This is a genomic window from Bradyrhizobium barranii subsp. apii, from assembly GCF_011516635.5.
Lineage (GTDB): Bacteria > Pseudomonadota > Alphaproteobacteria > Rhizobiales > Xanthobacteraceae > Bradyrhizobium > Bradyrhizobium barranii.
Map to the genome: position 1 here is coordinate 3,830,371 of NZ_CP096255.1, position 20,063 is coordinate 3,850,433.

The 20,063-nt window shown below is 66.4% G+C and carries 19 protein-coding genes and 1 pseudogene; 6 read left to right on the forward strand and 14 right to left on the reverse strand.

Annotation, left to right across the window (positions count from 1 at the left end; genetic code table 11):
• Window positions 1-24 precede the first annotated feature (24 nt).
• From HAP41_RS50365 to HAP41_RS18130, 4 genes and pseudogenes are all read right to left on the reverse strand, one after another.
• Window positions 25-586 (reverse strand): annotated as a pseudogene (locus HAP41_RS50365) (P-loop NTPase family protein).
• Window positions 587-611: 25 nt separating this feature from the next.
• Window positions 612-2,042: a TolC family outer membrane protein gene (locus tag HAP41_RS18120; RefSeq protein WP_175618107.1), complete on the reverse strand. Its 1,431-nt coding sequence runs from the start codon at window positions 2,040-2,042 to the stop codon at window positions 612-614.
• A 188-nt stretch (window positions 2,043-2,230) separates the two neighbouring features.
• Window positions 2,231-3,010, reverse strand: coding sequence for an enoyl-CoA hydratase (locus HAP41_RS18125; protein ID WP_085403867.1), 780 nt, complete (start codon window positions 3,008-3,010; stop codon window positions 2,231-2,233).
• Window positions 3,011-3,172: 162 nt separating this feature from the next.
• Window positions 3,173-3,808: a hypothetical protein gene (locus HAP41_RS18130; protein WP_166098669.1), complete on the reverse strand. Its 636-nt coding sequence runs from the start codon at window positions 3,806-3,808 to the stop codon at window positions 3,173-3,175.
• A gap of 289 nt (window positions 3,809-4,097) precedes the next feature.
• Here HAP41_RS18130 and HAP41_RS18135 point away from each other — a divergent pair, with 289 nt between their 5' ends.
• Window positions 4,098-4,643 carry a sigma-70 family RNA polymerase sigma factor gene (locus HAP41_RS18135; protein WP_028146986.1) on the forward strand — a complete coding sequence of 182 codons (546 nt, stop codon included), beginning with the start codon at window positions 4,098-4,100 and terminating at the stop codon, window positions 4,641-4,643.
• 2 nt (window positions 4,644-4,645) lie between these two features.
• Entirely contained in the window at window positions 4,646-5,284 is a 639-nt protein-coding gene (locus tag HAP41_RS18140) for an NrsF family protein (RefSeq protein WP_014496784.1), read from the forward strand.
• 11 nt (window positions 5,285-5,295) lie between these two features.
• On the opposite strand, the gene HAP41_RS18145 is transcribed toward HAP41_RS18140, so the two are convergent.
• Together HAP41_RS18145 and HAP41_RS18150 are read right to left on the reverse strand one after the other, a co-directional pair.
• Window positions 5,296-6,399: a DUF2336 domain-containing protein gene (locus tag HAP41_RS18145; RefSeq protein ID WP_166098664.1), complete on the reverse strand. Its 1,104-nt coding sequence runs from the start codon at window positions 6,397-6,399 to the stop codon at window positions 5,296-5,298.
• Between the two features lie 64 nt (window positions 6,400-6,463).
• A complete protein-coding gene (locus tag HAP41_RS18150) occupies window positions 6,464-7,621 on the reverse strand; it encodes a GGDEF domain-containing protein (protein ID WP_166098660.1) in 1,158 nt (385 codons plus the stop codon).
• Window positions 7,622-8,054: 433 nt separating this feature from the next.
• Here HAP41_RS18150 and HAP41_RS18155 point away from each other — a divergent pair, with 433 nt between their 5' ends.
• From HAP41_RS18155 to HAP41_RS18170, 4 genes are all read left to right on the forward strand, one after another.
• The gene (locus tag HAP41_RS18155) at window positions 8,055-8,624 is read left to right on the forward strand and encodes a sigma-70 family RNA polymerase sigma factor (RefSeq protein ID WP_008140099.1); all 570 of its coding nucleotides are present in this window, start codon (window positions 8,055-8,057) and stop codon (window positions 8,622-8,624) included.
• Window positions 8,621-9,310, forward strand: coding sequence for a hypothetical protein (locus HAP41_RS18160; protein WP_063984606.1), 690 nt, complete (start codon window positions 8,621-8,623; stop codon window positions 9,308-9,310). The genes HAP41_RS18155 and HAP41_RS18160 overlap by 4 nt, the downstream gene beginning before the upstream one ends.
• Window positions 9,311-9,325: 15 nt before the next feature.
• Window positions 9,326-11,041 (forward strand): S8 family serine peptidase, encoded by a 1,716-nt coding sequence (locus HAP41_RS18165; RefSeq protein WP_166098657.1) that lies wholly within the window; start codon window positions 9,326-9,328, stop codon window positions 11,039-11,041.
• A 481-nt stretch (window positions 11,042-11,522) separates the two neighbouring features.
• The gene (locus tag HAP41_RS18170) at window positions 11,523-12,248 is read left to right on the forward strand and encodes a TIGR03809 family protein (protein WP_175618106.1); all 726 of its coding nucleotides are present in this window, start codon (window positions 11,523-11,525) and stop codon (window positions 12,246-12,248) included.
• Between the two features lie 122 nt (window positions 12,249-12,370).
• Here the strand turns inward: HAP41_RS18170 and HAP41_RS18175 are convergent, their stop codons facing one another.
• The 8 genes from HAP41_RS18175 to HAP41_RS18210 form a co-directional block, all read right to left on the reverse strand.
• Window positions 12,371-13,741 carry a TIGR03808 family TAT-translocated repetitive protein gene (locus HAP41_RS18175; protein ID WP_166098649.1) on the reverse strand — a complete coding sequence of 457 codons (1,371 nt, stop codon included), beginning with the start codon at window positions 13,739-13,741 and terminating at the stop codon, window positions 12,371-12,373.
• Window positions 13,742-13,940: 199 nt separating this feature from the next.
• Window positions 13,941-14,597 (reverse strand): pyroglutamyl-peptidase I, encoded by a 657-nt coding sequence (locus HAP41_RS18180; RefSeq protein ID WP_166098646.1) that lies wholly within the window; start codon window positions 14,595-14,597, stop codon window positions 13,941-13,943.
• Window positions 14,594-15,583 carry a methylmalonyl Co-A mutase-associated GTPase MeaB gene (meaB, locus tag HAP41_RS18185; protein ID WP_166098641.1) on the reverse strand — a complete coding sequence of 330 codons (990 nt, stop codon included), beginning with the start codon at window positions 15,581-15,583 and terminating at the stop codon, window positions 14,594-14,596. Before meaB ends, HAP41_RS18180 begins: the two co-directional genes overlap by 4 nt.
• 51 nt (window positions 15,584-15,634) lie before the next feature.
• Window positions 15,635-17,146, reverse strand: coding sequence for a tripartite tricarboxylate transporter permease (locus tag HAP41_RS18190; RefSeq protein WP_166098638.1), 1,512 nt, complete (start codon window positions 17,144-17,146; stop codon window positions 15,635-15,637).
• A gap of 4 nt (window positions 17,147-17,150) precedes the next feature.
• Complete coding sequence (locus HAP41_RS18195) at window positions 17,151-17,645, reverse strand: tripartite tricarboxylate transporter TctB family protein (RefSeq protein ID WP_041955719.1); 495 nt, start codon at window positions 17,643-17,645, stop codon at window positions 17,151-17,153.
• A gap of 191 nt (window positions 17,646-17,836) precedes the next feature.
• On the reverse strand, window positions 17,837-18,829 hold the full coding sequence (locus tag HAP41_RS18200) for a tripartite tricarboxylate transporter substrate binding protein (protein ID WP_166098633.1): 993 nt from the start codon (window positions 18,827-18,829) through the stop codon (window positions 17,837-17,839).
• 131 nt (window positions 18,830-18,960) lie between these two features.
• Entirely contained in the window at window positions 18,961-19,734 is a 774-nt protein-coding gene (locus tag HAP41_RS18205; RefSeq protein ID WP_166105937.1) for an RsiV family protein, read from the reverse strand.
• A gap of 32 nt (window positions 19,735-19,766) precedes the next feature.
• Window positions 19,767-20,063 (reverse strand): nucleotidyltransferase family protein, encoded by a 297-nt coding sequence (locus HAP41_RS18210; protein WP_085402698.1) that lies wholly within the window; start codon window positions 20,061-20,063, stop codon window positions 19,767-19,769.

Sequence of the window (20,063 nt, forward strand, 5' to 3'; positions counted from 1 at the left end):
TTTTGAGGTGGGACCGGAACAATATCACATCAGCCCGGTAACCCGCTCCGCTTCGCTGCATAGCTGCTCGACAAGATCCGCAAGCGGGCGTGAGCCGTCGATGCGCACGACCGGGCAGGGCAGGCCCGCGAGCCAGGCCTCATCTTTTGTGAGACTGCGGCCCTCGCGATCGCCGGCTTCGTAGCGCGAGGCCCATTCGACGAACGACTCCGTCTCCTCATGACGCCAGCCGCCCTGTGCGACGGCATCAGCTCCGAAATGCGTAGCCTCGCGGCCACGCAGGCGCTGCAAGCGAAGCTCGCGCGGTCGTCACAAAGACGACAAGATCGAAGAACGGGACGAGCTCGTCGCCCCAGCCGGTGACGGTTCCGCTCAGCACCCAGTCGCGGCGCGGCAGAAACATCTCGCGCATCAGGCGCAGGCGCTCCGCGGCAGGGCGCGTCGTCTGGTAGGGTGGCACGGTCGGCAGCCAGAAATAGTCGTCGCTGTCGTGATGCGGCAGCGCAAGCCTGTCGGCGAGCGCGCGACCGAGCGTCGTCACGCCGGAGCCCGAAGCTCCCATCAGATGGATGCGGCGGCTCTTCATCGGCATCAGGCCAGACGATTTGAAACTACTGCCCCGACGGCGTGCGCAGGCCGTGCCAGGCGTCGCGGACCTGCTGGTAATGCACCTCGGGCAGATAGTCCGGCGTGTTGAGGCTGAGCGTCTTGACGTCGAGATGGCCGACGGCGCTGAGCAGCGTGTAGGAAGCGATGACGCGGTCGCGCAGTGCGCCGATCAGGCGGGCCTTGGCCTGGATCAAATCGGCCTGCGAGTTCAGCACGTCCACCGTTGTGCGCTGCCCGCCGGCGGCCTCGCGCTGCACGCCCTGGAGCGCGACGGTCGCCGCCTTCACCTCTGATTCGGAAGCGGAGACCGTGATCTTGGCGCCCTCATTGGCGACCCAGGCGCTGGTCGCCGCCGTGCGCGCCTGGTTGCGGACCTGGTCGAGCACGAGCCGGCTCTGCGCCGTGATCTCCTTGGCCTGTCGGGTCTGTGCGGCGGCCTGGCCGCCGTCGTAGATCGGCGCGGTGACGTTGGCGACGATCGAGGCCTGGTCTTCGGCGATGGTGCTCAGCGTCGGGTCGTTGCTGCGGCTGCGGCTGGCGCTGCCCTGAAGACTGGCGCTCGGCAGCAGCGCGCCCTCGGCGACGCGGATGTTGGTCGAGGCGACATCGACGTCGAAGCCTGCCGCCATCACCGCTGGATGCTGGCGGATCGCCGTCGTCAGAGCATCCTCGCGGCTCTTCGGCAGATAGCGGTCGACGACTTCGGCGGGCCGAAGCTGCGATGGCGCATTGCCGATCACCTGCGCGTAGACCGCCTGGCTCACCGCCAGCGCGACTTCCGCGGCGTTGAGATCGGCGAGCCCCCGGCTGAGCCGCGCCTCGGCCTGGGCGCTGTCGGTCGGCGTGACGTCGCCGGCGTTGAGGCGGCGCTGAGTGACGGCGAGCGTCTCGCGCAGGAACGCGACGTTGGAGCGTTGCGCCTCGACCAGTGACTGGTTGGCCAGCACGTTGGTGTAGGCGGTGACCGCGTCGAGCAGCACGCCTTGGCCGACATTGCGCAGAGCCTCGCGGCCGGACTGCACCTGAAGTTCCGCAGCGCGGACGCTGTTGGCGGTGCGGAACCCGTTGAACAGGGTCTGCGTCACGGTGACGCCGATGAGCCACGGCTTCAGATTGGCGGTCTGGATCGTGTTGTCGGGGAGCAAATTGCGCACCGATTGCAGGCCGGCGCTGAGGCTTGCCACGATCTGCGGCCGGTAGCCGGCGAGCGCCTGCGGCACGTTTTCATCTGTGGCGCGTTGCCGCGCGCGCTCGGCATTGAGCTGCGGGTTGGTCTGGTAGGCCTTGGCGAGCGCCTCAGGCAGGGCTTCCGCCCATGCGGCGGAGGGCAGGGCGCAACAGAGCGCCAGCGTGGTCCATGTCGCAAGCACAGGACCCACGCCCGATCGATGCCGCGTCATCACGCGACCAACTCTGGCGGCACGCCCAATCATGTAATCCTGCTAAACCCCGGCTGTCCGCCCCCGCCGACGGTGGCCTCTTAACTGTTTAACCAGCCGGGGTCCCGCAGGCAAACTGCCGCGGGGAAAACCCCCATCTATTCCGTGCTTGTTGCAGGTGCGTCACAGGGCTTCTGCACCAGGGCGGCGAAGCCTTACACCGGCCTGACCGCTCGCGGGCATTACCGGTTCTTGTTGACAGGCTTGCGCTTCTCGATGAACGCCGCCATGCCCTCGGAGCGGTCCTCTAGCGCGAAGGTCGCGTGAAACAGGTTGCGCTCGACGCTCATGCCTTCGGCGAGCGTGGTCTCGAAGGCGCGGTTGACCGCTTCCTTGGCCATGGCGACGGCGGGCCGCGACATCGATGCGATCTTCTCGGCGGCTTCCATGACCTCGTCCATGAGCTTGTCAGCGGGCACGATGCGGCTGACGAGGCCTGAGCGCTCCGCTTCCGCCGCATCCATCATGCGGCCGGTGAGGCAGAGGTCCATCGCCTTCGACTTGCCGATCGCGCGGGTCAGGCGCTGGGTGCCGCCGATGCCGGGAATGGTGCCGAGCGTGATTTCGGGTTGGCCGAACCTGGCGGTGTCGGCGGCGATGATGAAGTCGCACATCATGGCGAGCTCGCAGCCGCCGCCGAGCGCATAGCCCGCGACCGCGGCGATGGTCGGCTTGCGGCAGCGCGCGACGCGGTCGCCGCCGATCGCGGCGAAATCCTCGGAGAACATGTCGATGAAGCCTTTCGGCTGCATCTCCTTGATGTCGGCGCCGGCGGCAAAGGCCTTCTCGCTGCCGGTCACGACGATGCAGCCGATGGCGTCATCGGCCTCGAGATCGTCGACGGCCGCGGCGATCTCGCGGAACACGCCGAAGGAGAGCGCATTGAGCATCTTCGGCCGGTTCAGCTTGATGATGCCGACCGCGCCTTTGCTCTCGACGATGATGTGTTCGAACGTGCTCATGCTCCACCCACGCGTTTGATTGGGCGGGCAATGTGCCCGCTGGCGCGGTGGGCTTCAAGGGCCGAAAAGCTGTCGGAACGAGGCCGTCCGGAACGCGCGGCGAGACACGCGTTCCGGACGAGGTCCCTCACCCCAAAATCAGGCCAAAAATCAGGCCAAGCATCAAGCGAAGAACATGCGTGCGGCAGACGCCAGCGTCAGCAGCGTGCCGACGCCGATGAAGATCTTGCCGATCAGCGAGCTCTGGTCCCAGGCCGAGCTGTGGCTGCTCGCCATCACCGGCGCCGGCCGCGCGTCGGTTGCGGCGATCACCGCCTTCTGTGCCGGCGGGTCCTGTTGGAGGGCGCGGTCGATGTCGTTGAGCTGATCGGGCGCCACCACCTGAGCCTCGTCATTCGGCGCGGTGGTATTATCGGCTGCAGCCTGAACGTTGTCGTTGGCGCGGCCGGTCAACGCGGAGGCCGCGGCAGCCGTGGGCGTATCGGCTGCGGCGATCTGCGCGTTGGCGTTGGCGACTGCCGGCGGCATCTGGCTCAAGGCCGGCACGTCGTTTTCGGCCTTCGCCGCGCCGTCCTTCTTGTCGGCCTTGTCGTCGGATTTCTGCGCCGTCTTGCCGCTGTCGCGGTGGCGCGATGCATGGCGCCGCTGCGTGCTCGGCTTGACTGCGTCGGCCTGGTTGCCCGCGCTGTCCGATTTGCTGCTTGCGGCTGAACTCGGTGCCGCCTGTGCAGCGGCTCCGACCAGCACGAAAAGGCCGGCAAGAAGAATCAGTGCGGCGCGCCCGCTGGCTTTCATCATGTTGACGATCTCCCCAATTCCGCCTGTCCCGGGGACGAACAGAGACCCTGGGGCGTGACCACAGCGGGGCAAAAAATGGGAATCTTCGGGCTATCCCGGGCAAAAGCGGGGCAAGCCGCCGCCTCGCAACCGGTCGCCGGATGCGGACGGGACCGATCGGTGTTATGAGCCGTCGCGGGTTTCGACGGCCGCATCGCGTGGCGAGGCATGGCACAGATCACGAAGTCGTGATTGTTCTGGTGCCGGCGTAACAAACTGAAAGAGCTGCCGAATTGCATGGTGAGGGCGCGTGCGCGGACGTGAGGACGAGTGGACCGGCCTGATGCGGTCGGCCATGGCAGGCGATGATGCGGCGTATCATCGCCTGTTGAAGGCGGTCACGCCTGTGCTGCGCGCTGCCGCGAGGCGGGGTCTGGCGCGCGCCGGGCAGCCTCCCGACCAGGCCGAGGATATCGTGCAGGAGATTTTGTTGGCGGTGCATCTGAAGCGGCACACCTGGGACAGCGAAGCCCCCTTCGCCCCGTGGCTGTTTGCGATCGGGCGCAACAAGCTGATCGATGCGCTCCGGCGGCGGGGCCGGCGGGTCTTCGTCAACATCGACGATTTCGCCGAGACGCTGCCGGGCGAGGCACCGCAGGAGACGGCCTCGGCGGCCGAGGTCGCGACGCAGCTCGACACGCTGCCGCAGCGCCAGCGCGACGTGCTGCAGTCGATTGCCGTCGACAGCGCTTCGATCAAGGACACGGCGTCAAAGTTTTCGATGAGCGAAGGTGCGGTGCGGGTCGCGCTGCATCGCGGACTTGCGGCGCTGACTGCCAAACTGCGGGACCACTAGTCATGGATACCGATCAACTCATTCGCTCGCTCGCGGCCGACAACGCCCATCGCGCGCCGCGCGTCGGCGCCGTGCTGACGATGGCGCTGCTGGTGGCGGCACCGTTCTCGATCCTGATCTTCGCCAGCTTCCTTGGCGTGCGGCCCGACGTGATGACCGCGATGCATAATCCGTTCTTCGATACGAAGTTCGCGGTCACGCTGTCGCTTGCGATCCCCGCGATCATCGTCAGCCTGCATCTGTCGCGGCCCGAAGCCTTGATGCGCGGCTGGGGCTGGCTGCTGCTGCTTCCCGTCGGCCTGCTTGCGGTTGCGATCGGCAGCGAGACCATGATGGCCCCGGCGATGCCGATGACGATGCGGCTGGTGGGCAAGAACTCCCGGGTGTGCATGCTCGCGATCCCCGCGATGTCGCTGCCGCTGCTTGCGGGCGCGCTGTTCGGCCTGCGCCACGGCGCGCCGTCGCATCCTGCACTCGCCGGCGCGCTCGCCGGCCTGCTGTCGGCCGGCCTTGCCGCAACGCTCTACGCCTCGCACTGCACCGACGACTCGCCGCTGTTCGTTGCGACCTGGTACACGATCGCGACGGCACTCGTGACCGCGATCGGCGCCTACGCGGGTTCGAAGGTTTTGCGCTACTAGCGGTGGCGGCCTCACGCCACCGGCGTCGTGCCCTGCTGCATGCGGTGGAAGCGCAGCACCTGCTGCGCGGTCGATGAGCGCAGGGCCTCGTAGGCATCGCGCAGCGTCAGCATGTCGGTCTTCGAGCCGCCCGAGAGCTTTTCGCGCATGGCGATGATCGCGCGGACGCTTGACCATTGCATGCCTGCGACCTTGGCGAGGACCATCACGCCCTCGTTGCGGCTCTCGATCATCATGTTCTCGGCGGTCTCGACCGCGACGCCCGCGAGCGCCGCGAGCCCCGCATTGGTCTCGTCGAACTTGCCCTGCTCGGCGAAGCTGGTGACCTGGAACTCGTTGAGACGACCATCCTCGTGCAGCGATCTCACCAGCGCGCGCGCCATTTCGGTCTGCCTGGTCATGGCGGCGGCGCGGACCCGCTGGGTCGCTTCCTGGACCACGCTGGACACTTCGTCCGCGAGCTCCGGATGCGCGGTCTCGAGCTTCCTGCGCACGCTCAGGGACGCCTTGGCGATCAGCTTCAGGTAGTGATGGCGCGGCAGGTCGGGCCGCAGGCCGATGCAGGTGGCGAGGTCATCGTCGCGTTCGGCGCGCGTGACGAGGTCGGTGAAACTTCCCTCGGAGAGCTGCGCGCCCGGATTGCTGACGGTCGATTGCACGACGTCTTCGTTGCCGCGCGCCACCAGCACGTCGGTCAGTGCTTCCGACAGCACCCGCCGCAGCGAGATCGCCTTGAGATGCGCCTGGCTCCTGGTGCGCGCGATCTCGATCAGGGTCGCCTCGTCCAGCCGTTCCGATTTCGAGAGCACGGGTCCGGAGACCTCGATCACCTCGTCGAGCGCGAGGGTGCGGATGATCTTGGGCGGCGCAGCCGCGATCGGCGCGAGACGGTTGGCGAGCAGCGTTCTCGCCGAGGCCTCGATCTGCTCGATCAGGCACTGGAACACGTCGTCGAACACCCTGATGTGCTCGCCGGAATAATCCACCGCATTGTTAATGAAGAGATCAGTGACGCGGCGCAGGGCCTCGACCCGGCGCGCGACGGTGCCGTGCGAGCGCGCGGTCTGCAATTCCTCAAGCAGGTTCTCGGATGGTTTTTCGGATTTCGATCTCATGGCCCTGTCCTGGAGCGTTCGGTCCGGCTGCGGCTTCTGTGCAGCCAGGAAAAAAATGGATTAGTCAGCTCGTTGCAATACGGTTGCGCCCTTGCGCCTTGGCGGAATAAAGCGCGCTGTCGGCGCGTGCGAGAAACGTGTCGGCAGTATCGTTGTCGCGCAGCGTCACGACGCCCGCGGAAATCGTCACCCGCATGCCGGGGGAAAATGCGCTCCAGTCGAGATCGGCGACGATGCCGCGCAGCCGCTCGAGCATGCGCCCCGCCGCGCCGCCGTCGGTGCCCGGCAGCAGCAGCAGAAATTCCTCGCCGCCATAGCGGCCGAAAAAGTCGGCCGGGCGGATATTTGCAAAAATGGTGATGGCGAAGGTGCGCAGCACCTCGTCGCCGACGGGGTGGCCGTGGGCGTCGTTGATGCGCTTGAACCAGTCGAGGTCGATCAGCGCGATGGCGCAAGGTGCGGACGCCTGCTGCGACTTTTCGACCTCTGCATCGAGCAGCCGCATGATGCAGCGGCGGTTGTAGGAGCCGGTGAGCTCGTCGAGCTCGGCGAGCTCCTCGATGCGCTGATAGGCGGCCTTCAGCTCGATGCTGCGCCGGTACAGGACCTTTCGCAGTGTGGCGCCGAACAGGCCGAGGAAGGCGCACTGGCCGATCACCAGGACGAAGCACAGCATCGAGGCGGCCCGCTGGAGCTTCGTGGCGACTGGCATGCCGATCGGCAGGTCGGAGGCGAGGAAGACGGCCGCGAGGCAGGTCGTCGCGATCGCCCAGGTGAACATCGCCTGCGCCGAGGTCATGCGCAGCGTGCCGAAGGCGAAGATCAGGAACAGCACGCTGATGAAGGCGATGCCGAGGGTCGGCACCGACACCAGGAAGATGAACTGCAGCGCCATGTGCGCCGAGATCTGGAAGACGGTGAGATAATGGTCGCTGTGTCTGTCGCCGACGCCGGCTTCCGACATCACGACGAAGATGCCGATGATCATCAGGCCGCCGACCCAGAACAGCGACGGAACGTTCATCGGGACGACGCCGTCATGGGCATAGATCAGCAGCACGAAGGCGCCGAGCGAGTAGCTTGCGACCTGGCCGACATACATCTGCCGGCGTTGCCGGACCCGGCGTGCTCGTACCTCGGGCGCAGCCGCGTCGGGCATGAGAACGAGATCCGCGACCTCAGCGGCATTCCTCTCCGATAAGGTCGTCGCGGCCGTGCTCATTGTCCCGCCAAGGGTGAATGTCGCCCAAAAATCTACGCGGCAAGCCTTTAGGTTTGGTATCCTTCGAAATCGAATCCAAACGGTGCAGCGCGCAACAGGGTGACAGCGGCCGGCGGGGAAATTTGCCGGCGATTAGGTATCGTTGGCGACGGGGTCGAGCCAAAGCAGGGCTTGGTGAGACATACGTCGTGCAGGGCTGCTATGGTTCCATCATGTCGGGCCGTCCGCGCCGGACGGCATTGCGCAGGGAATGCTTCATTACTATGTTACCGTTATCGAGTGAGCCGGCCAACCGCCGCGGGTGGCAAAAGGAAAATTCGCGTATGTGGGGTAGATCACACAGACCCCCGTGTGACTGCGGTAGGCTGAAGAATTTCGTCCCGCCCGTCGAACCGTCCGCCGCGCCGACCCGACCAACTTTGCGAGACGGGCATTGAGCGTGACACAGGCGGCTTCGGACGAGGTCCTCATCGCCAGGATCGCTCAAGGTGACCGGCTCGCCATGCAGGTGCTGTACGGGCGGCACCATGTCAGGGTCTACAGGTTCGGGCTAAGGCTCGTGCGGGACGAGCAGGCGGCGGAAGACCTCATCAGCGAGGTGTTTCTCGACGTCTGGCGTCAAGCCGGCAAGTTCGAGGGTCGATCCGCCGTTTCCACCTGGCTGCTGGCAATCACCCGATTCAAGGCCCTGTCTGCGCTCCGGCGCAGGAAGGACGTTGGGTTGGACGACGAAGCTGCCAACGCGATCGAGGATTCGTCTGACGATCCGGAAATCGCGGTGCAGAAAAAGGATACCAGTGAAGCGTTGCGGGAGTGTCTGACGGGCCTCTCGCCGGACCACCGGGAAATCGTCGATCTCGTCTACTACCACGAGAAATCCGTGGAAGAAGTGGCCGAAATCGTCGGTATTCCGGAGAACACTGTGAAGACGCGCTTGTTCTATGCGCGCAAGAAACTGGCCGAACTGCTGAAGGCAGCCGGCGTTGAGCGAGGCTGGCCATGATGGCATTGAGCAAAAAGATGCTGGAGCAAGAGCCCAGTGAAATTGAACTGCTACTGCCCTGGCACGCCGCCGGTACGCTGAACGCGCGTGACGCTCGCCGCGTCGAGGAAGCGCTGGCGCGTGATCCGGCGCTTGCAAAGCAATATGCCGCGATCCGCGGCGAGTACGAAGAAACCATCCATCTGAACGAGAGCTTGGGGGCTCCGTCGGCGCGGGCGATGCAGAAGCTGTTCGCCGCGATCGATGCCGAGCCGGCGCGGCCGGTCGGTTCGCTGCCGCTCTCGGCGCGTATCGCGACCTTCTTCTCGAGCCTGTCGCCGCGTACGCTGGCCTGGTCGGCGAGCCTGGGTGCCATCGCGCTGCTGCTCCAGGCCGGCATCATCGGCGCCGTGCTGATGAAGACCCAGCCCGCGACCTTCGAGACCGCTTCGCTGTCGGTCGGCGCGCCGATCACGCGTGAGCTTGGAGCTCCACCTGCGCGCGCGCTGGTGCGCTTCACGCCCGAGGCGCGCGTCGCCGACATCACCGCGCTGCTCGACAGCTACCAGGCTTCGATCATCGGCGATGCCAAGGGCGGCATGTTCCGTCTCCAGTTCGACAAGGCGATGGGCCGGGACGAACTCGCCTCGCTGCTCGGCAGGATGTCGCGCGAGAAGTTCGTCAACCTCGCCGTCGCGGCGCCGTAAGGCGCCGCTGCACCGATGACGCGCAAGTCCGAGAGTAAGTCGCGAGCCGGGGCCTATGCTTCATCGGTCGGAGCTGCACTCCTGCTCGCCGCCGGTCTCGGCATCGAGGTTGCGCAGGCGCAGGCGATCATGCGCACGCCGACGATCAGCGTCCCCACGCGCACCCCGACCATCTCTCCCAGCATCGCCGCGCGCGTCAGCCCCGGTGTCGGTGCGCGGGCTGTCGGCGTCGGCCCCGGCCCGCGTTCTATCCCTGCTATCCCGCGTACCACCACCACGGCGCGGATGCGACCGGTCCCAGTGCTGCCCTATGCGCGCTATTCGCCGAACCTATACCCCGCCTGCACGGCCCCCTATCGCGACGCCGACGGCGAATGCCTGGCGCAGCCGGGCGCAGGCGGCGATGGCGCGGGCAAATCGGGCAAGAAGAGCGCCGGCAAGGGGCGGGGCAACAGCACGCCGGCCGCCGTCGACTTGCGCACCTTCGCCAACGAATTCGTGGCCGAGATCGACGGCGCGCTGTCGGCGACCGAAGCCGACGAGCTTGCGCGTCGCCACGGCCTGACGCGTGTGTCATCCGAGAATTTCCCGCTGATCGGGGCGACGTTCGGCCTGTTCCGCATCACGGACGGCCGGCCTTCCGAGACGGTGCGGCGTGAGTTCGCCGCTGACGGCAGCGTGCGCTCGATCCAGCCGAACTTCCGCTACGTGCTCCAGGATCAGAAATCGTCGGTGCCGACCGAGGGCGATCCCGCGCAATATGCGCTGGCCAGGCTTCGCCTGCCGCAAGCGCATACGCTGGCGCACGGCGCCAACGTGACGGTTGCCGTGATCGACTCCGGCATCGACGCCCAACATCCCGAGCTCGCCCATTCCATCGCCGACAACTTTGATGCGCTCGGGAGCGCCGAGGGCCCGCATGTCCATGGCACCGGCATTGCCGGCGCGATCGTGGCGCATGCCAAGCTGATGGGCAGCGCGCCCGAGGCGCGCATCATCGCCATCCGCGCCTTTGGCGGCTCGACGGGTGGAGCCCAGAGCTCGTCCTACATCGTCCTGCGCTCACTGAATTACGCCGCCGAGCACGGCGCGCAGATCGTCAATATGAGCTTTGCCGGTCCGAGGGACGCCGTGATCGAGCGCGCCATCGCGGCGACCGCCGCCCGCGGGCTGGTGCTGATCGCGGCCGCCGGCAATGCCGGCGCCAAATCGCCGCCGCTCTATCCGGCCGCCAATCCCAACGTGATCGCGGTCAGCGCGACCGACCAGCAGGACAAGCTGTTCTCGGCGTCCAACCGCGGCAATTACATCGCGCTGGCCGCGCCCGGCGTCGACATCTTCCTGCCGGCGCCCGACGGCAAGTACCAGATGACCTCGGGGACCTCGTTCTCGGCCGCCTATATCTCCGGCGTCGCCGCGCTGCTGCTCGAGCGCAATTACACGCTCAAGCCGGAGGCGCTGCGCATGACGCTGGCGAAGACCGCGCGCGACCTCGGCTCACCCGGCCGTGATGATCTCTTCGGCGACGGTGAGGCCGACGCGTTTGCCGCGGTGATGGCCGTTCCCGCCGACAGCGCGACGCCTGTTGCGGCTGCGTCCGGTACAACAAAACGTGAAGATGCCGAGAAGTGTCGCGACGAGCCTGGCATCCGCGCGATCGAACAACCCTCGCTGTCGAGTGTAGACGATAAATCCACGATTTCTCAGGTGGATAGGCCGGCGACGCGATAGCGGCTGCGACAACTTTGCGCGCCGTGCGAGGGCCAAGAAATCGAACGCCGCATTGAACGTTCAGCCGGCTGCCACGACCAAATTATGTGGGAGCGGTCATCCCTCCCCATAAGTCATATCAGGCGCGAGCGCCCATCCACCCCAAGCGCCCATATGGCTCGACCCGTCCGGTTGTCCCCCCGGACGGGTCTTTTCTTTTTAGGCGTCTGATTTCTTGAACCGCTCGGCGCGATCAGCTTCCGGTTGAACGAGCGCGGCGGTGCCCCTTGTCAGCGTCCGGGAGTCGCCCCGCAGGCCGGTTATGCTTGCGCGAAGCTTGACTCGAAAACACAGCAATTATCCGCACGACTACGGTGATTGACGACGACCGGCGTGTCGTTGCTGGACAAGTCAAAACTTTTCCACAAAATATTCATGTCGCGTCTAAATTGATTCGTGTGCGTTGCGTCGCGTCCGTATTTTTCTCCCAACGGGCTGGTTTATGACACATCGCCAAGAGGCTGTTCGCGACGTGGCGCGTGGCCGCGACATTGCGGCACGCTGGTGCGCTCTCGCCGAGCAGCGGCTGGAACATCTCTCCGAAATGTTCGAGACCGGACGCTGGCGCCGCTATCACTCCGAGATCGCATTCCTCGAAAACATCCAGGAAGCCAAGCGCGCCGTCCAGACCTGGCGCGCGCTCGCGACCGGTGCCGACGTGGCCGCGGCGGCCGCGAGTGTCTCGCCCGTATTCGGCTGGTCGCCGGCGACCATGCCCCGCGTGTTTCCGCGCGACCAACAGGCGCAGACCGTGCAGCCGAGGGCCGTCCACATCGCCGCGAAGACCGCCGTCCCGGTCAAGCTCGTGCCCAAGCCGGAGGTCCTTGCCGAAATCACCGAAGCCCCGCTCGCGCCGCGAGCGACGCCTGCTGCGGTGGCATTGTTCACTGCGCCCGCCGCTGTCGCTCCGCTCAAGGCTCCCGCTGCGCGGGCGCCGCTCACCGCACCCTCTGTGAGGTCGCCGGTCGCCGCGCCTGCCGCAATGGCGGCGTTCACCGCACCTGCCGTGAAGGCGCCCCCCGCCACGCCTGCTGCAATGGCAACGCTCCTGCCGCAGTTCGCCCCGCCCGCCGCCGAAATCGTCGCCGCTCCCGAGCGCGTCGTCGAATTCACCTTCAGCCTTGACGGCCTGCAAGCGAAGTACCCGCTGCTGAGGAACGCGTTTTAAGGCGTATATTCAAAACGGTAGCCGCGACTTCTTGCGCCGTCATCCTGAGGCGCGAGCCACGTGGCGCAATGCGCCGCGTGGGGAGCCTCGAAGGATGCGCGGCCCGTCTGCCAACGGCGCAACTACCGCCGCACCGCATTGCCGCCGACCATCAGCTGTGCGAAGCGCTGTGCGCCGTCGGCCGACAGATCCGACGTCACTGCACGGGCGTGATCGAGCCCAACCACGGCGCCGCGCGGGGTTTCCGAGATCATGTTGTTGTTGACGAGCGCGGTGCCTGCGCCGGACACCACCGAGACGCCGACGCCGGCCAGCGCCTTGCGGATCACATTGCCCGTGATCGCGACGTCGCGCAGATATTTGCCCCAGCCGGCGACGATGCCATAGGACGGTGCGTTCTCGATCACATTGCCGGTCACGGAGCTGTCAGCCTCGACGTAGATGCCGACACCGGCATCGTCGTCGGGGGCGGTGCCGATCGGCCGCTTCGGGATCAGATTGCGGATGATGTTGCCCTGGACCACCGCGATGCGGCCGCCTTCGTTGAAATTGCAGACCGAGACGCCGACGGCGGCACCATCGACCGTGTTGTTGGCGATAATCGCGGCCTCGAACGCGAACTCCGAATAGAGCGCGACCTCGCGCACGTCGCTGACGCTGTTGCCTGATATGTGGATGTTCGACGCCGAATTACCGCGCACCGCCGAGTAGTCGCAGTTCCTGATGCGGTTGCCGCGCACGATCACGTTGCCGGCGCGAAAGGCGTTGATGGCGTTGCCGTACTGGCCGGAGCCGCCGGGACCGGCCTTGATGTCCTCGATGCGGTTATCGGTGACCAGCGTGCCGTCGTCGCCGATTGCGGTGCGCAGGATCTCGATGCCGTTGTCGTTGGTGCCGATGATGGTGTTGCGCGAGACGCTGAGGCCCCTGGCATCGAACGAGACGACTGCCGTCACCGCAATGTTGGTGAAGATGTTGCCCGAGATGTCGCCGGACACCTGCTCGAGCCAGATGCCGCTGCCGCCGGAGCCGGTGATCTCGCAATCGGTGATGCGGACGTCACGCCCGCCGAGGACATGGATCAGTCCGCGCCGCGTCGGCAGCGGAATGCCGCCGCCGTCGAAGCCGAGGCCGGTCAGGCCGATCGAGTCCGACCCGTCGCTCTGGATCGCTGCGGCCCCGCCGGTGAAGATGATTTTTGTCGCGCCGCGCACGCCGATCAGCTGGGCGCCATTCGGCAACCGTAGCAATCCGCTGCGATAGATGCCGGGTGGCAGCGCGAGCGGCGCCTGTGCCCGCGCAGCTTCGTCGATGGCGCGCTGGAGCACGCGGGTCTGGTCCTCGCTGCTGCCGGGCCGTACGCCGTATTGCGTGGCATCGCGGCCGAGCAGGGATGTCAGCGGCGCCGCGCGCGCGGCGTCGGCCGGCATGGCGAGGGCGCCCGCGATGCCTGCGGTCGAAGCTCCGATGAGATGACGGCGATTGAGGTCCATGACGCATCCTTCGGCGGACGCGGGAGGTCCGCGACCGACTAGGTAGCGCAGGGTGGCTGGGGCGGTGAGGATTGTTCGCGGTAGGGTTAAATGTTTACGCAGACCAAGGTGCCGTAGGGTGGGCAAAGCGTAGCGTGCCCACCATTGTTACACGAATGCGGATGTATGGTGGGCACGGCGCTACGCGCCTTTGCCCACCCTACGAAATCTGAGTGTTCCGCTGCTTCCTTGCCAATCCCACCATCTCCATCAGCATGGCCTCGCCGGCGTCCACCAGCTCCTCTAGCGTGATCCGGGCTGCCCCCTTGCGCCGCACCGCGCCGCTGCGCGCGAGCAGGGGAATGTGGATGAACGCCGCAAGCTGCGGTCCGCCCGCCCTAACATTCTCGATCGCGCGCCAGCTCAGATAATTGCAGAGATAGGCGCCGGCATCGCGCGAGGCGCGCGCGTCGATGCCGGTGAGGCGCGCGGCGCGCAGCAGCCTTGCCGTGTGCGGACCGAACGTCATCGCGTCCGCATGGCCGGCGATGCCGCGCTTGCTGGAGCGGGTGTTGGCGGCATCGGGCCAGAGCATGGTGACCGCGTTGCGCGCGCGGGTCTCGATGCGGAGGTAAGGCGTGCGCGCGGCGAGGCCGAACATCAGCAGCGCGTCGGGCTTCTGCTTCGCGAGCACATCAGGCAATTGCCGGTCGACCGCAGCATAGGTGACCGGGAAGATGTGGCTCGTGATCGTGACATCGTCGAGCGCCGGACGGCGCAATTGCGCCAGCCGCGCGACGAGCGGCTGGGTCGGGTTATAGGGTGCGCCGGGAAACGGTCCGAAGCCGGTGAGGAGAATGCGGAGCTTTTCGCTCATTGCAGCAACTCCAGAATCTGCTCGGCGGCGAGTGCCGGCGTGAGATGGCCTTCGGCCACCTCAGCCTCGATCTTCCTGACCTTGGTCCGCACCGACGCCTCGCTGCGCAGCCGCGCCAGCATGCGCTGCTCCAGCATCGACCACATCCATTTCACCTGCTGCTCGCGCCGCCGTGCAGCGAAATCGCCGGATGCGTTCATCGCCTTGCGGTGATCCAGAACCTTCTGCCAAATTTTTGCGATGCCGTCGCCGGTCAGCGCCGAATAGGTCTCGACCGGCGGGTGCCAATGCTCGGACCGCGGCGCCAAAATATGCAGCGCGCCGCGATAGTCGGCGGCGGTGATGTTGGCGCGCTTGAGGTTGTCGCCGTCGGCCTTGTTGATCGCGATCATGTCGGCGAGCTCGACCAGGCCCTTCTTGATGCCTTGCAGCTCGTCGCCGCCGCCCGGCAGCATCAGTGCGAGGAAAAAATCGGTCATGTCACAGACTGCGGTCTCGGACTGGCCAATGCCGACGGTCTCGACCAGCACGACGTCGAAGCCGGCGGCCTCGCACAACAGCATGGCCTCGCGCGTCTTGGCGGCGACGCCGCCGAGCGTGCCTGACGATGGCGAGGGACGGATGAAGGCGTCGTCGGAGGCCGACAGCCGCGCCATCCGCGTCTTGTCGCCAAGGATCGATCCGCCGCTGCGTGCCGAGGACGGATCGACCGCGAGCACCGCGACCTTGTTGCCCTGCTCGATCAGATACGTCCCGAGCACATCGATGGTGGTGGACTTACCGACGCCGGGCGAGCCGGTGATGCCGACCCGAACCGCCTTGCCGGTGTCGGGCAGCAACTTCTGCACCAGTTCGCGCGCCAGCGCCTGATGGTCGCTGCGCCGGCTTTCCACCAGCGTGATGGCGCGGGCGAGGGCTGCGCGACTGCCGGCGCGCAAGTCGCGGGCGAGGGTTTTGATGTCCAGCGAGGCCTTCTTCTCAGTCATGCCCTGCTTTACAACGCCCCGGCGGGGCAGGCGAGGGCCGCTCGCCCGATATCACCGAGTCGTTGCCGCCGCTGTCTGCACCGGCTTCACCTTGCGCCAGACCCACACCAGCACCGGCCAGAGCAGCGCGCCGATCGCCATGGCGGCGAGGATCGCCGCGACCGGCCGCTCGAAGAACGGCAGGATGCTGCCGTCCGACTTGATCAGCGAGGTCACGAAAGCCTGCTCGACCATGGTGCCCATGACGATGCCGAGCACCATCGCGGCCACCGGATAGCCGTTCGCCTCCATCACGTAGCCGATCATGCCGAAGGCGGCGACGGTGACGACGCCGAACATGTTGTTGCCGATCGCGAACGAGCCGACCGCGCAGCACAGCATGATGATCGGCATGATGGCGGAGCGCGGCGCCAGCAGGATGTAGGCCGCGATCCGGATCATGGCGATGCCGAGCGGGATCATCAGGATGTTCGCGATGATGAACATCAGATAGATCGCGTACATGCTCGACGCCTTCTCGGTGAACAGCGTCGGGCCGGGATTGAGGCCCTTCATGTAGAGCACGCCGATCGCGATCGCCGCGATGGTGTCGCCGGGAATGCCGAACAGCAGCGAGGGCACCCAGCCCGAGGCGATGCTGGCATTGTTGCTGGCGCCGGCCTCGACCAGGCCCTCGACGTGGCCGGTGCCGAATTTCTCCGGCTCCTTCGAGAAGCGCTTCGACATCGCATAGGAGATCCAGGCGGCCATGTCGGCGCCGGCGCCGGGCAGCACGCCGATGATGATGCCGATGATGTTTCCACGCGTCATCTGCCAGTGATACTTCTTGGTCAGCTTCCACTGGCCGGCCATGATGCTTCCGAATTTTCGTCGTGGCAGCGGCGGCGGCTCGGGCGTCAGCATCGCGCGCATCACCTGCGCCACCGCGAACACGCCGACCAGCGCCGGGATCGGCTCGATGCCGCCGAACAAATCGGTGATGCCGAAGGTGAAGCGCGGCACCCCGCCGGGATTCTCGATGCCGATGCACGAGACCAGCAGGCCGAGGAACATGCCCGCGATCGCCTTCACCGGCGAGGAGCGCGCGACCAACGTGGCGCACATCAGGCCGAGCAGCGCCAGCCAGAAATATTCGAAGGTCGAGAACGACAGCGCGATCTCGGCGAGCGGCGGCGCCAGGATCATCAGCGACAGCACGCCGGCGATGCCGCCGACGGCGGAGAACCAGACGCCGGCCCCCAGCGCCAGCTCAGCTTGGCCCTTGCGCGTCATCGCGTAGGCCTCGTCGGCATAGGCGGCCGAGGCGGGGGTGCCGGGAATGCGCAGCAGCGCGCCGGGGATGTCGCCCGAGAAGATCGCCATCGAGGAGGCCGCGACGATGGTCGCGATTGCCGCGATCGGCGAGAGGTAGAAGGTGACGGGGACGAGCAGGGCGGTCGCCATCGTCGCCGAAAGGCCCGGCAGCGAGCCGATCACGAGGCCGTACACGGAGGCTGCGAACATCGCGATGATGACCTCCCAGGTGGAGATCAGCGCGAATGCTTCAATCAGGGTTTTCAGCATGGGATCACCAGGGCGTCGGCAGCAGGCCAGCGGGGAGCGGCACGCGCAGCAGCTTGCCGAAGATGAGGTGGATGCCGAACGGCGACAGCGCCGCGAGCGGCAGCGCCAGCTTCCACTTCGCCCCGAGCGCGGTCGAGGTGACGTAGACCATGATCGCCGCGGTGATGATGAAGCCGAGCCGGTCGGCGGCGGCGACGTAGAACAGCAGCAGCGCCGGCGGCAGCAGAGCGCGCAGACCATAGAGCTTGCCCTGCGGCGGCGGCGCAGCCGCCACCTGGCCGTCCTCGAGCGGTACCAGCTCTTCCTCCTCCTCGAAGGAATGGCCGATGCCGAACACGATCGCGAGCCCGCACAGCGCGAGCCCGATACCGATCACGAGCGGAAATACGTTGGGGCCGACCGGCTGCCCCGGCACCGGCGGCAGGATCCAGCCGCCATAGGCAGCCGCCGCGCCGAGCACGACGAGAAACGATCCCGTGACGGAGTCGGGAAGACGCATGTGAGAATCCTATGCGAGGTATTCTCCCTCTCCCCACGCGCGGGGAGAGGGTTGGGGTGAGGGGGGCTCTCCACGGGGGAGGTGAGAATTGGACTCGTGGAGAGTCCCCCTCACCCGGAACCCGCGCTTCGCGCGAATTCCGGCCTCTCCCCGCAAGCGGGGAGAGGCGATCAGAGCATCGCAGGTGCGGATCACGCCTTGCTCAGGCCGGCGGCCTTCATCGCCTCGCCCATCTGGGCGTCGCCCTTGTCCATGAAGCTTGCGAACTGACCGGCATCGCCCCACACCGTGCCGAAGCCGCGGTTGCTCATGAAGTCCTTGAACTCGGCGGAGTCGTAGACCTTCTTCAGCGCCGCGGTGAGCTTCGTTGCGATCTCCGGCGGCAGGTTCTTCGGCGCGCCGATGCCGCGCCAGGCGCCGGTCGCGTAATCGATCCCCATCGCCTCCTTCAGCGTCGGCACGTCCTTGAAGATCGGGTTGCGCGCCGGCGCCATGATGGCGAGGCTCCTTGCCTTGCCCGCCTCGATGATGGCGCGGGCCTCCGGCACCGAGCACGTCGTGAGGTCGAGGCCGCCGGCGGCGAGATCCTGCATCGCAGGCGCAGCGCCGTTCGACGGTACCCAGGCGACCTGGTTGGCGGGCAGGCCCATCGCCTGCATCCAGCCGACCAGCGCGAGATGCCTGATGCCGCCTTGGCCGGTGCCCGACGCCTTGAACTTGCCGGGGGGCGCCGCCTTGATGGCTTCGGCGAGCTCCTTGACGGTCTTGTAGGGCGAGGAGGAGGAGACCTGGATGCCCGGCGGGTCCTCGTTCATCAGCGCGAGCGGCGTGTAGCTCTTCGGCGTCAGCTCGGTGAGGCCCTGCCAGTGCATCATCGAGATCTCGACGGTGAGCATGCCGATCGTGTAGCCGTCCGGCTGCGCGGTCGCGATCGCGCTATGGCCGACCACGCCTGAACCGCCGGTGCGGTTGACGACGTTGAAGGGCTGGCCGAGATCCTTTTCCAGAAGGGCTGCGACAATGCGCGCAGTCGCGTCGGTGCCGCCACCGGCGCCCCAGGGCACGATCACGGTGACCGGGCGCGCCGGATACGCCTGTGCGCGCGCGGGTGTGAGACCGAATGCGGCGGATGCGGCAATCGCGGCGGAAGAGGCCGCAAAAGTGCGGCGCGAAATCTTGGACATCAATGCCTCCCAGCGGCGCCCGTGACACCGGGCGCTCTTCTCAATGAAGGCATTCTAGTCGGCTTTGCGGCGCCGCTGCAAGGTAGCGCTACCACAGCGTTGTGAGCAATGTGTCGCTGCTCAAAACATCATCACTGCGGCTCTTCCGCGTCGCCCTTCGGCCGCGCGCCACCGAAGATGCGCATGCCTTCCGCCGTGAGATAGGTCTTCAGCGTTTCCCACGGCACGAAGGCGACATATTCGCCCTCGGCGTAGGGGCCGACCGCGTAAGGCGGATAGTGGAAGGTGAGCCCGGAACTTTTGCCCGCCTCGGTTGAAGGCGCGAGCGTCACCGCGCCGATCTTGAGCAGGCTCGGCTCGACGCTCTTGAACCAATCGTCGGTCGCGGTCTCGCTGGTGTCGCGCTTCTTCTTCTCGACTCTCAGCGAAGCGATCACGGCCTTCACCATCGCCTTCATGGTCGCCCCGTTGTCGGCGGTCTCGGTGAAGAACGCGCGGATCGAGATGCGCTTGTGCTCGCTCTTGTCCCACAGGATCGTGTTCACGTCCGAATTGGGATGGGCGCCATGGGTGTCCATGTAGTCGTTGCGCAGGACGCTGACATAGCGATCGGCAACGACGGAGCGGATCGCATATTTGCGTTCGAAATCCCAGCCGCCGTCCTTGAAGAACTGCGGATCTTCCTTGTGCGCGGCGGCGGCCTCGGCCGCGTTCTTGTCGAGCCACTTCCTGCCTTCCGTAAGGCAATCCGCCGCCAGCGCCGCATCCGCCTTGACCCTGTCATCGAGGAAGACGCGGGCGTCGATGCTCTTGGTCTTGACGACGGCGTCGGGCTTGGGGTCCGCGGCGAGGGCGGAGATGACGCACGTTGCGCTAAGCGCCATGGCGACGCTCAAACCGATCATGAACTTCAAGGGGAGTGCTCCTTACGTGAGCGTCAGAATATTTCGAGGATGTGGTCTGCGATCTGCTGCGCAGAGTGGGGGGAGGCGGAGCGCCGGACAGTCGCCTGCGCCTGCAAGCCGGTCGCGTCCTCGATGATCTGCTCGACGTCAATCAGGTTGAGCAGCGAGAAAGAGGCCTCCGGTTCGACCTCGACCAGGACATCGATGTCGCTGTGCGGGTGATAATCGTCGCCGTCCCGCGTGCCGAGGATGGCGAGCTTCGAGACGCCCTTGGCTTTGATGGCATCAGCGTTCTGGCGTATCGCAGCGATGACCTCATCACGTGTCAT

What these genes read in the sequence shown, in the direction of transcription:
- HAP41_RS18175 (WP_166098649.1), bottom strand. Translation starts at nt 13,741, where the DNA reads ATGGACCTCAATCGCCGTCATCTCATCGGAGCTTCGACCGCAGGCATC.
- HAP41_RS18165 (WP_166098657.1), top strand. Translation starts at nt 9,326, where the DNA reads ATGACGCGCAAGTCCGAGAGTAAGTCGCGAGCCGGGGCCTATGCTTCA.
- meaB (WP_166098641.1), bottom strand. Translation starts at nt 15,583, where the DNA reads ATGACTGAGAAGAAGGCCTCGCTGGACATCAAAACCCTCGCCCGCGAC.
- HAP41_RS18140 (WP_014496784.1), top strand. Translation starts at nt 4,646, where the DNA reads ATGGATACCGATCAACTCATTCGCTCGCTCGCGGCCGACAACGCCCAT.
- HAP41_RS18205 (WP_166105937.1), bottom strand. Translation starts at nt 19,734, where the DNA reads ATGATCGGTTTGAGCGTCGCCATGGCGCTTAGCGCAACGTGCGTCATC.
- HAP41_RS18195 (WP_041955719.1), bottom strand. Translation starts at nt 17,645, where the DNA reads ATGCGTCTTCCCGACTCCGTCACGGGATCGTTTCTCGTCGTGCTCGGC.
- HAP41_RS18180 (WP_166098646.1), bottom strand. Translation starts at nt 14,597, where the DNA reads ATGAGCGAAAAGCTCCGCATTCTCCTCACCGGCTTCGGACCGTTTCCC.
- HAP41_RS18145 (WP_166098664.1), bottom strand. Translation starts at nt 6,399, where the DNA reads ATGAGATCGAAATCCGAAAAACCATCCGAGAACCTGCTTGAGGAATTG.
- HAP41_RS18120 (WP_175618107.1), bottom strand. Translation starts at nt 2,042, where the DNA reads ATGATTGGGCGTGCCGCCAGAGTTGGTCGCGTGATGACGCGGCATCGA.
- HAP41_RS18170 (WP_175618106.1), top strand. Translation starts at nt 11,523, where the DNA reads ATGACACATCGCCAAGAGGCTGTTCGCGACGTGGCGCGTGGCCGCGAC.
- HAP41_RS18160 (WP_063984606.1), top strand. Translation starts at nt 8,621, where the DNA reads ATGATGGCATTGAGCAAAAAGATGCTGGAGCAAGAGCCCAGTGAAATT.
- HAP41_RS18150 (WP_166098660.1), bottom strand. Translation starts at nt 7,621, where the DNA reads ATGAGCACGGCCGCGACGACCTTATCGGAGAGGAATGCCGCTGAGGTC.
- HAP41_RS18190 (WP_166098638.1), bottom strand. Translation starts at nt 17,146, where the DNA reads ATGCTGAAAACCCTGATTGAAGCATTCGCGCTGATCTCCACCTGGGAG.
- HAP41_RS18130 (WP_166098669.1), bottom strand. Translation starts at nt 3,808, where the DNA reads ATGATGAAAGCCAGCGGGCGCGCCGCACTGATTCTTCTTGCCGGCCTT.
- HAP41_RS18125 (WP_085403867.1), bottom strand. Translation starts at nt 3,010, where the DNA reads ATGAGCACGTTCGAACACATCATCGTCGAGAGCAAAGGCGCGGTCGGC.
- HAP41_RS18210 (WP_085402698.1), bottom strand. Translation starts at nt 20,063, where the DNA reads ATGACACGTGATGAGGTCATCGCTGCGATACGCCAGAACGCTGATGCC.
- HAP41_RS18200 (WP_166098633.1), bottom strand. Translation starts at nt 18,829, where the DNA reads ATGTCCAAGATTTCGCGCCGCACTTTTGCGGCCTCTTCCGCCGCGATT.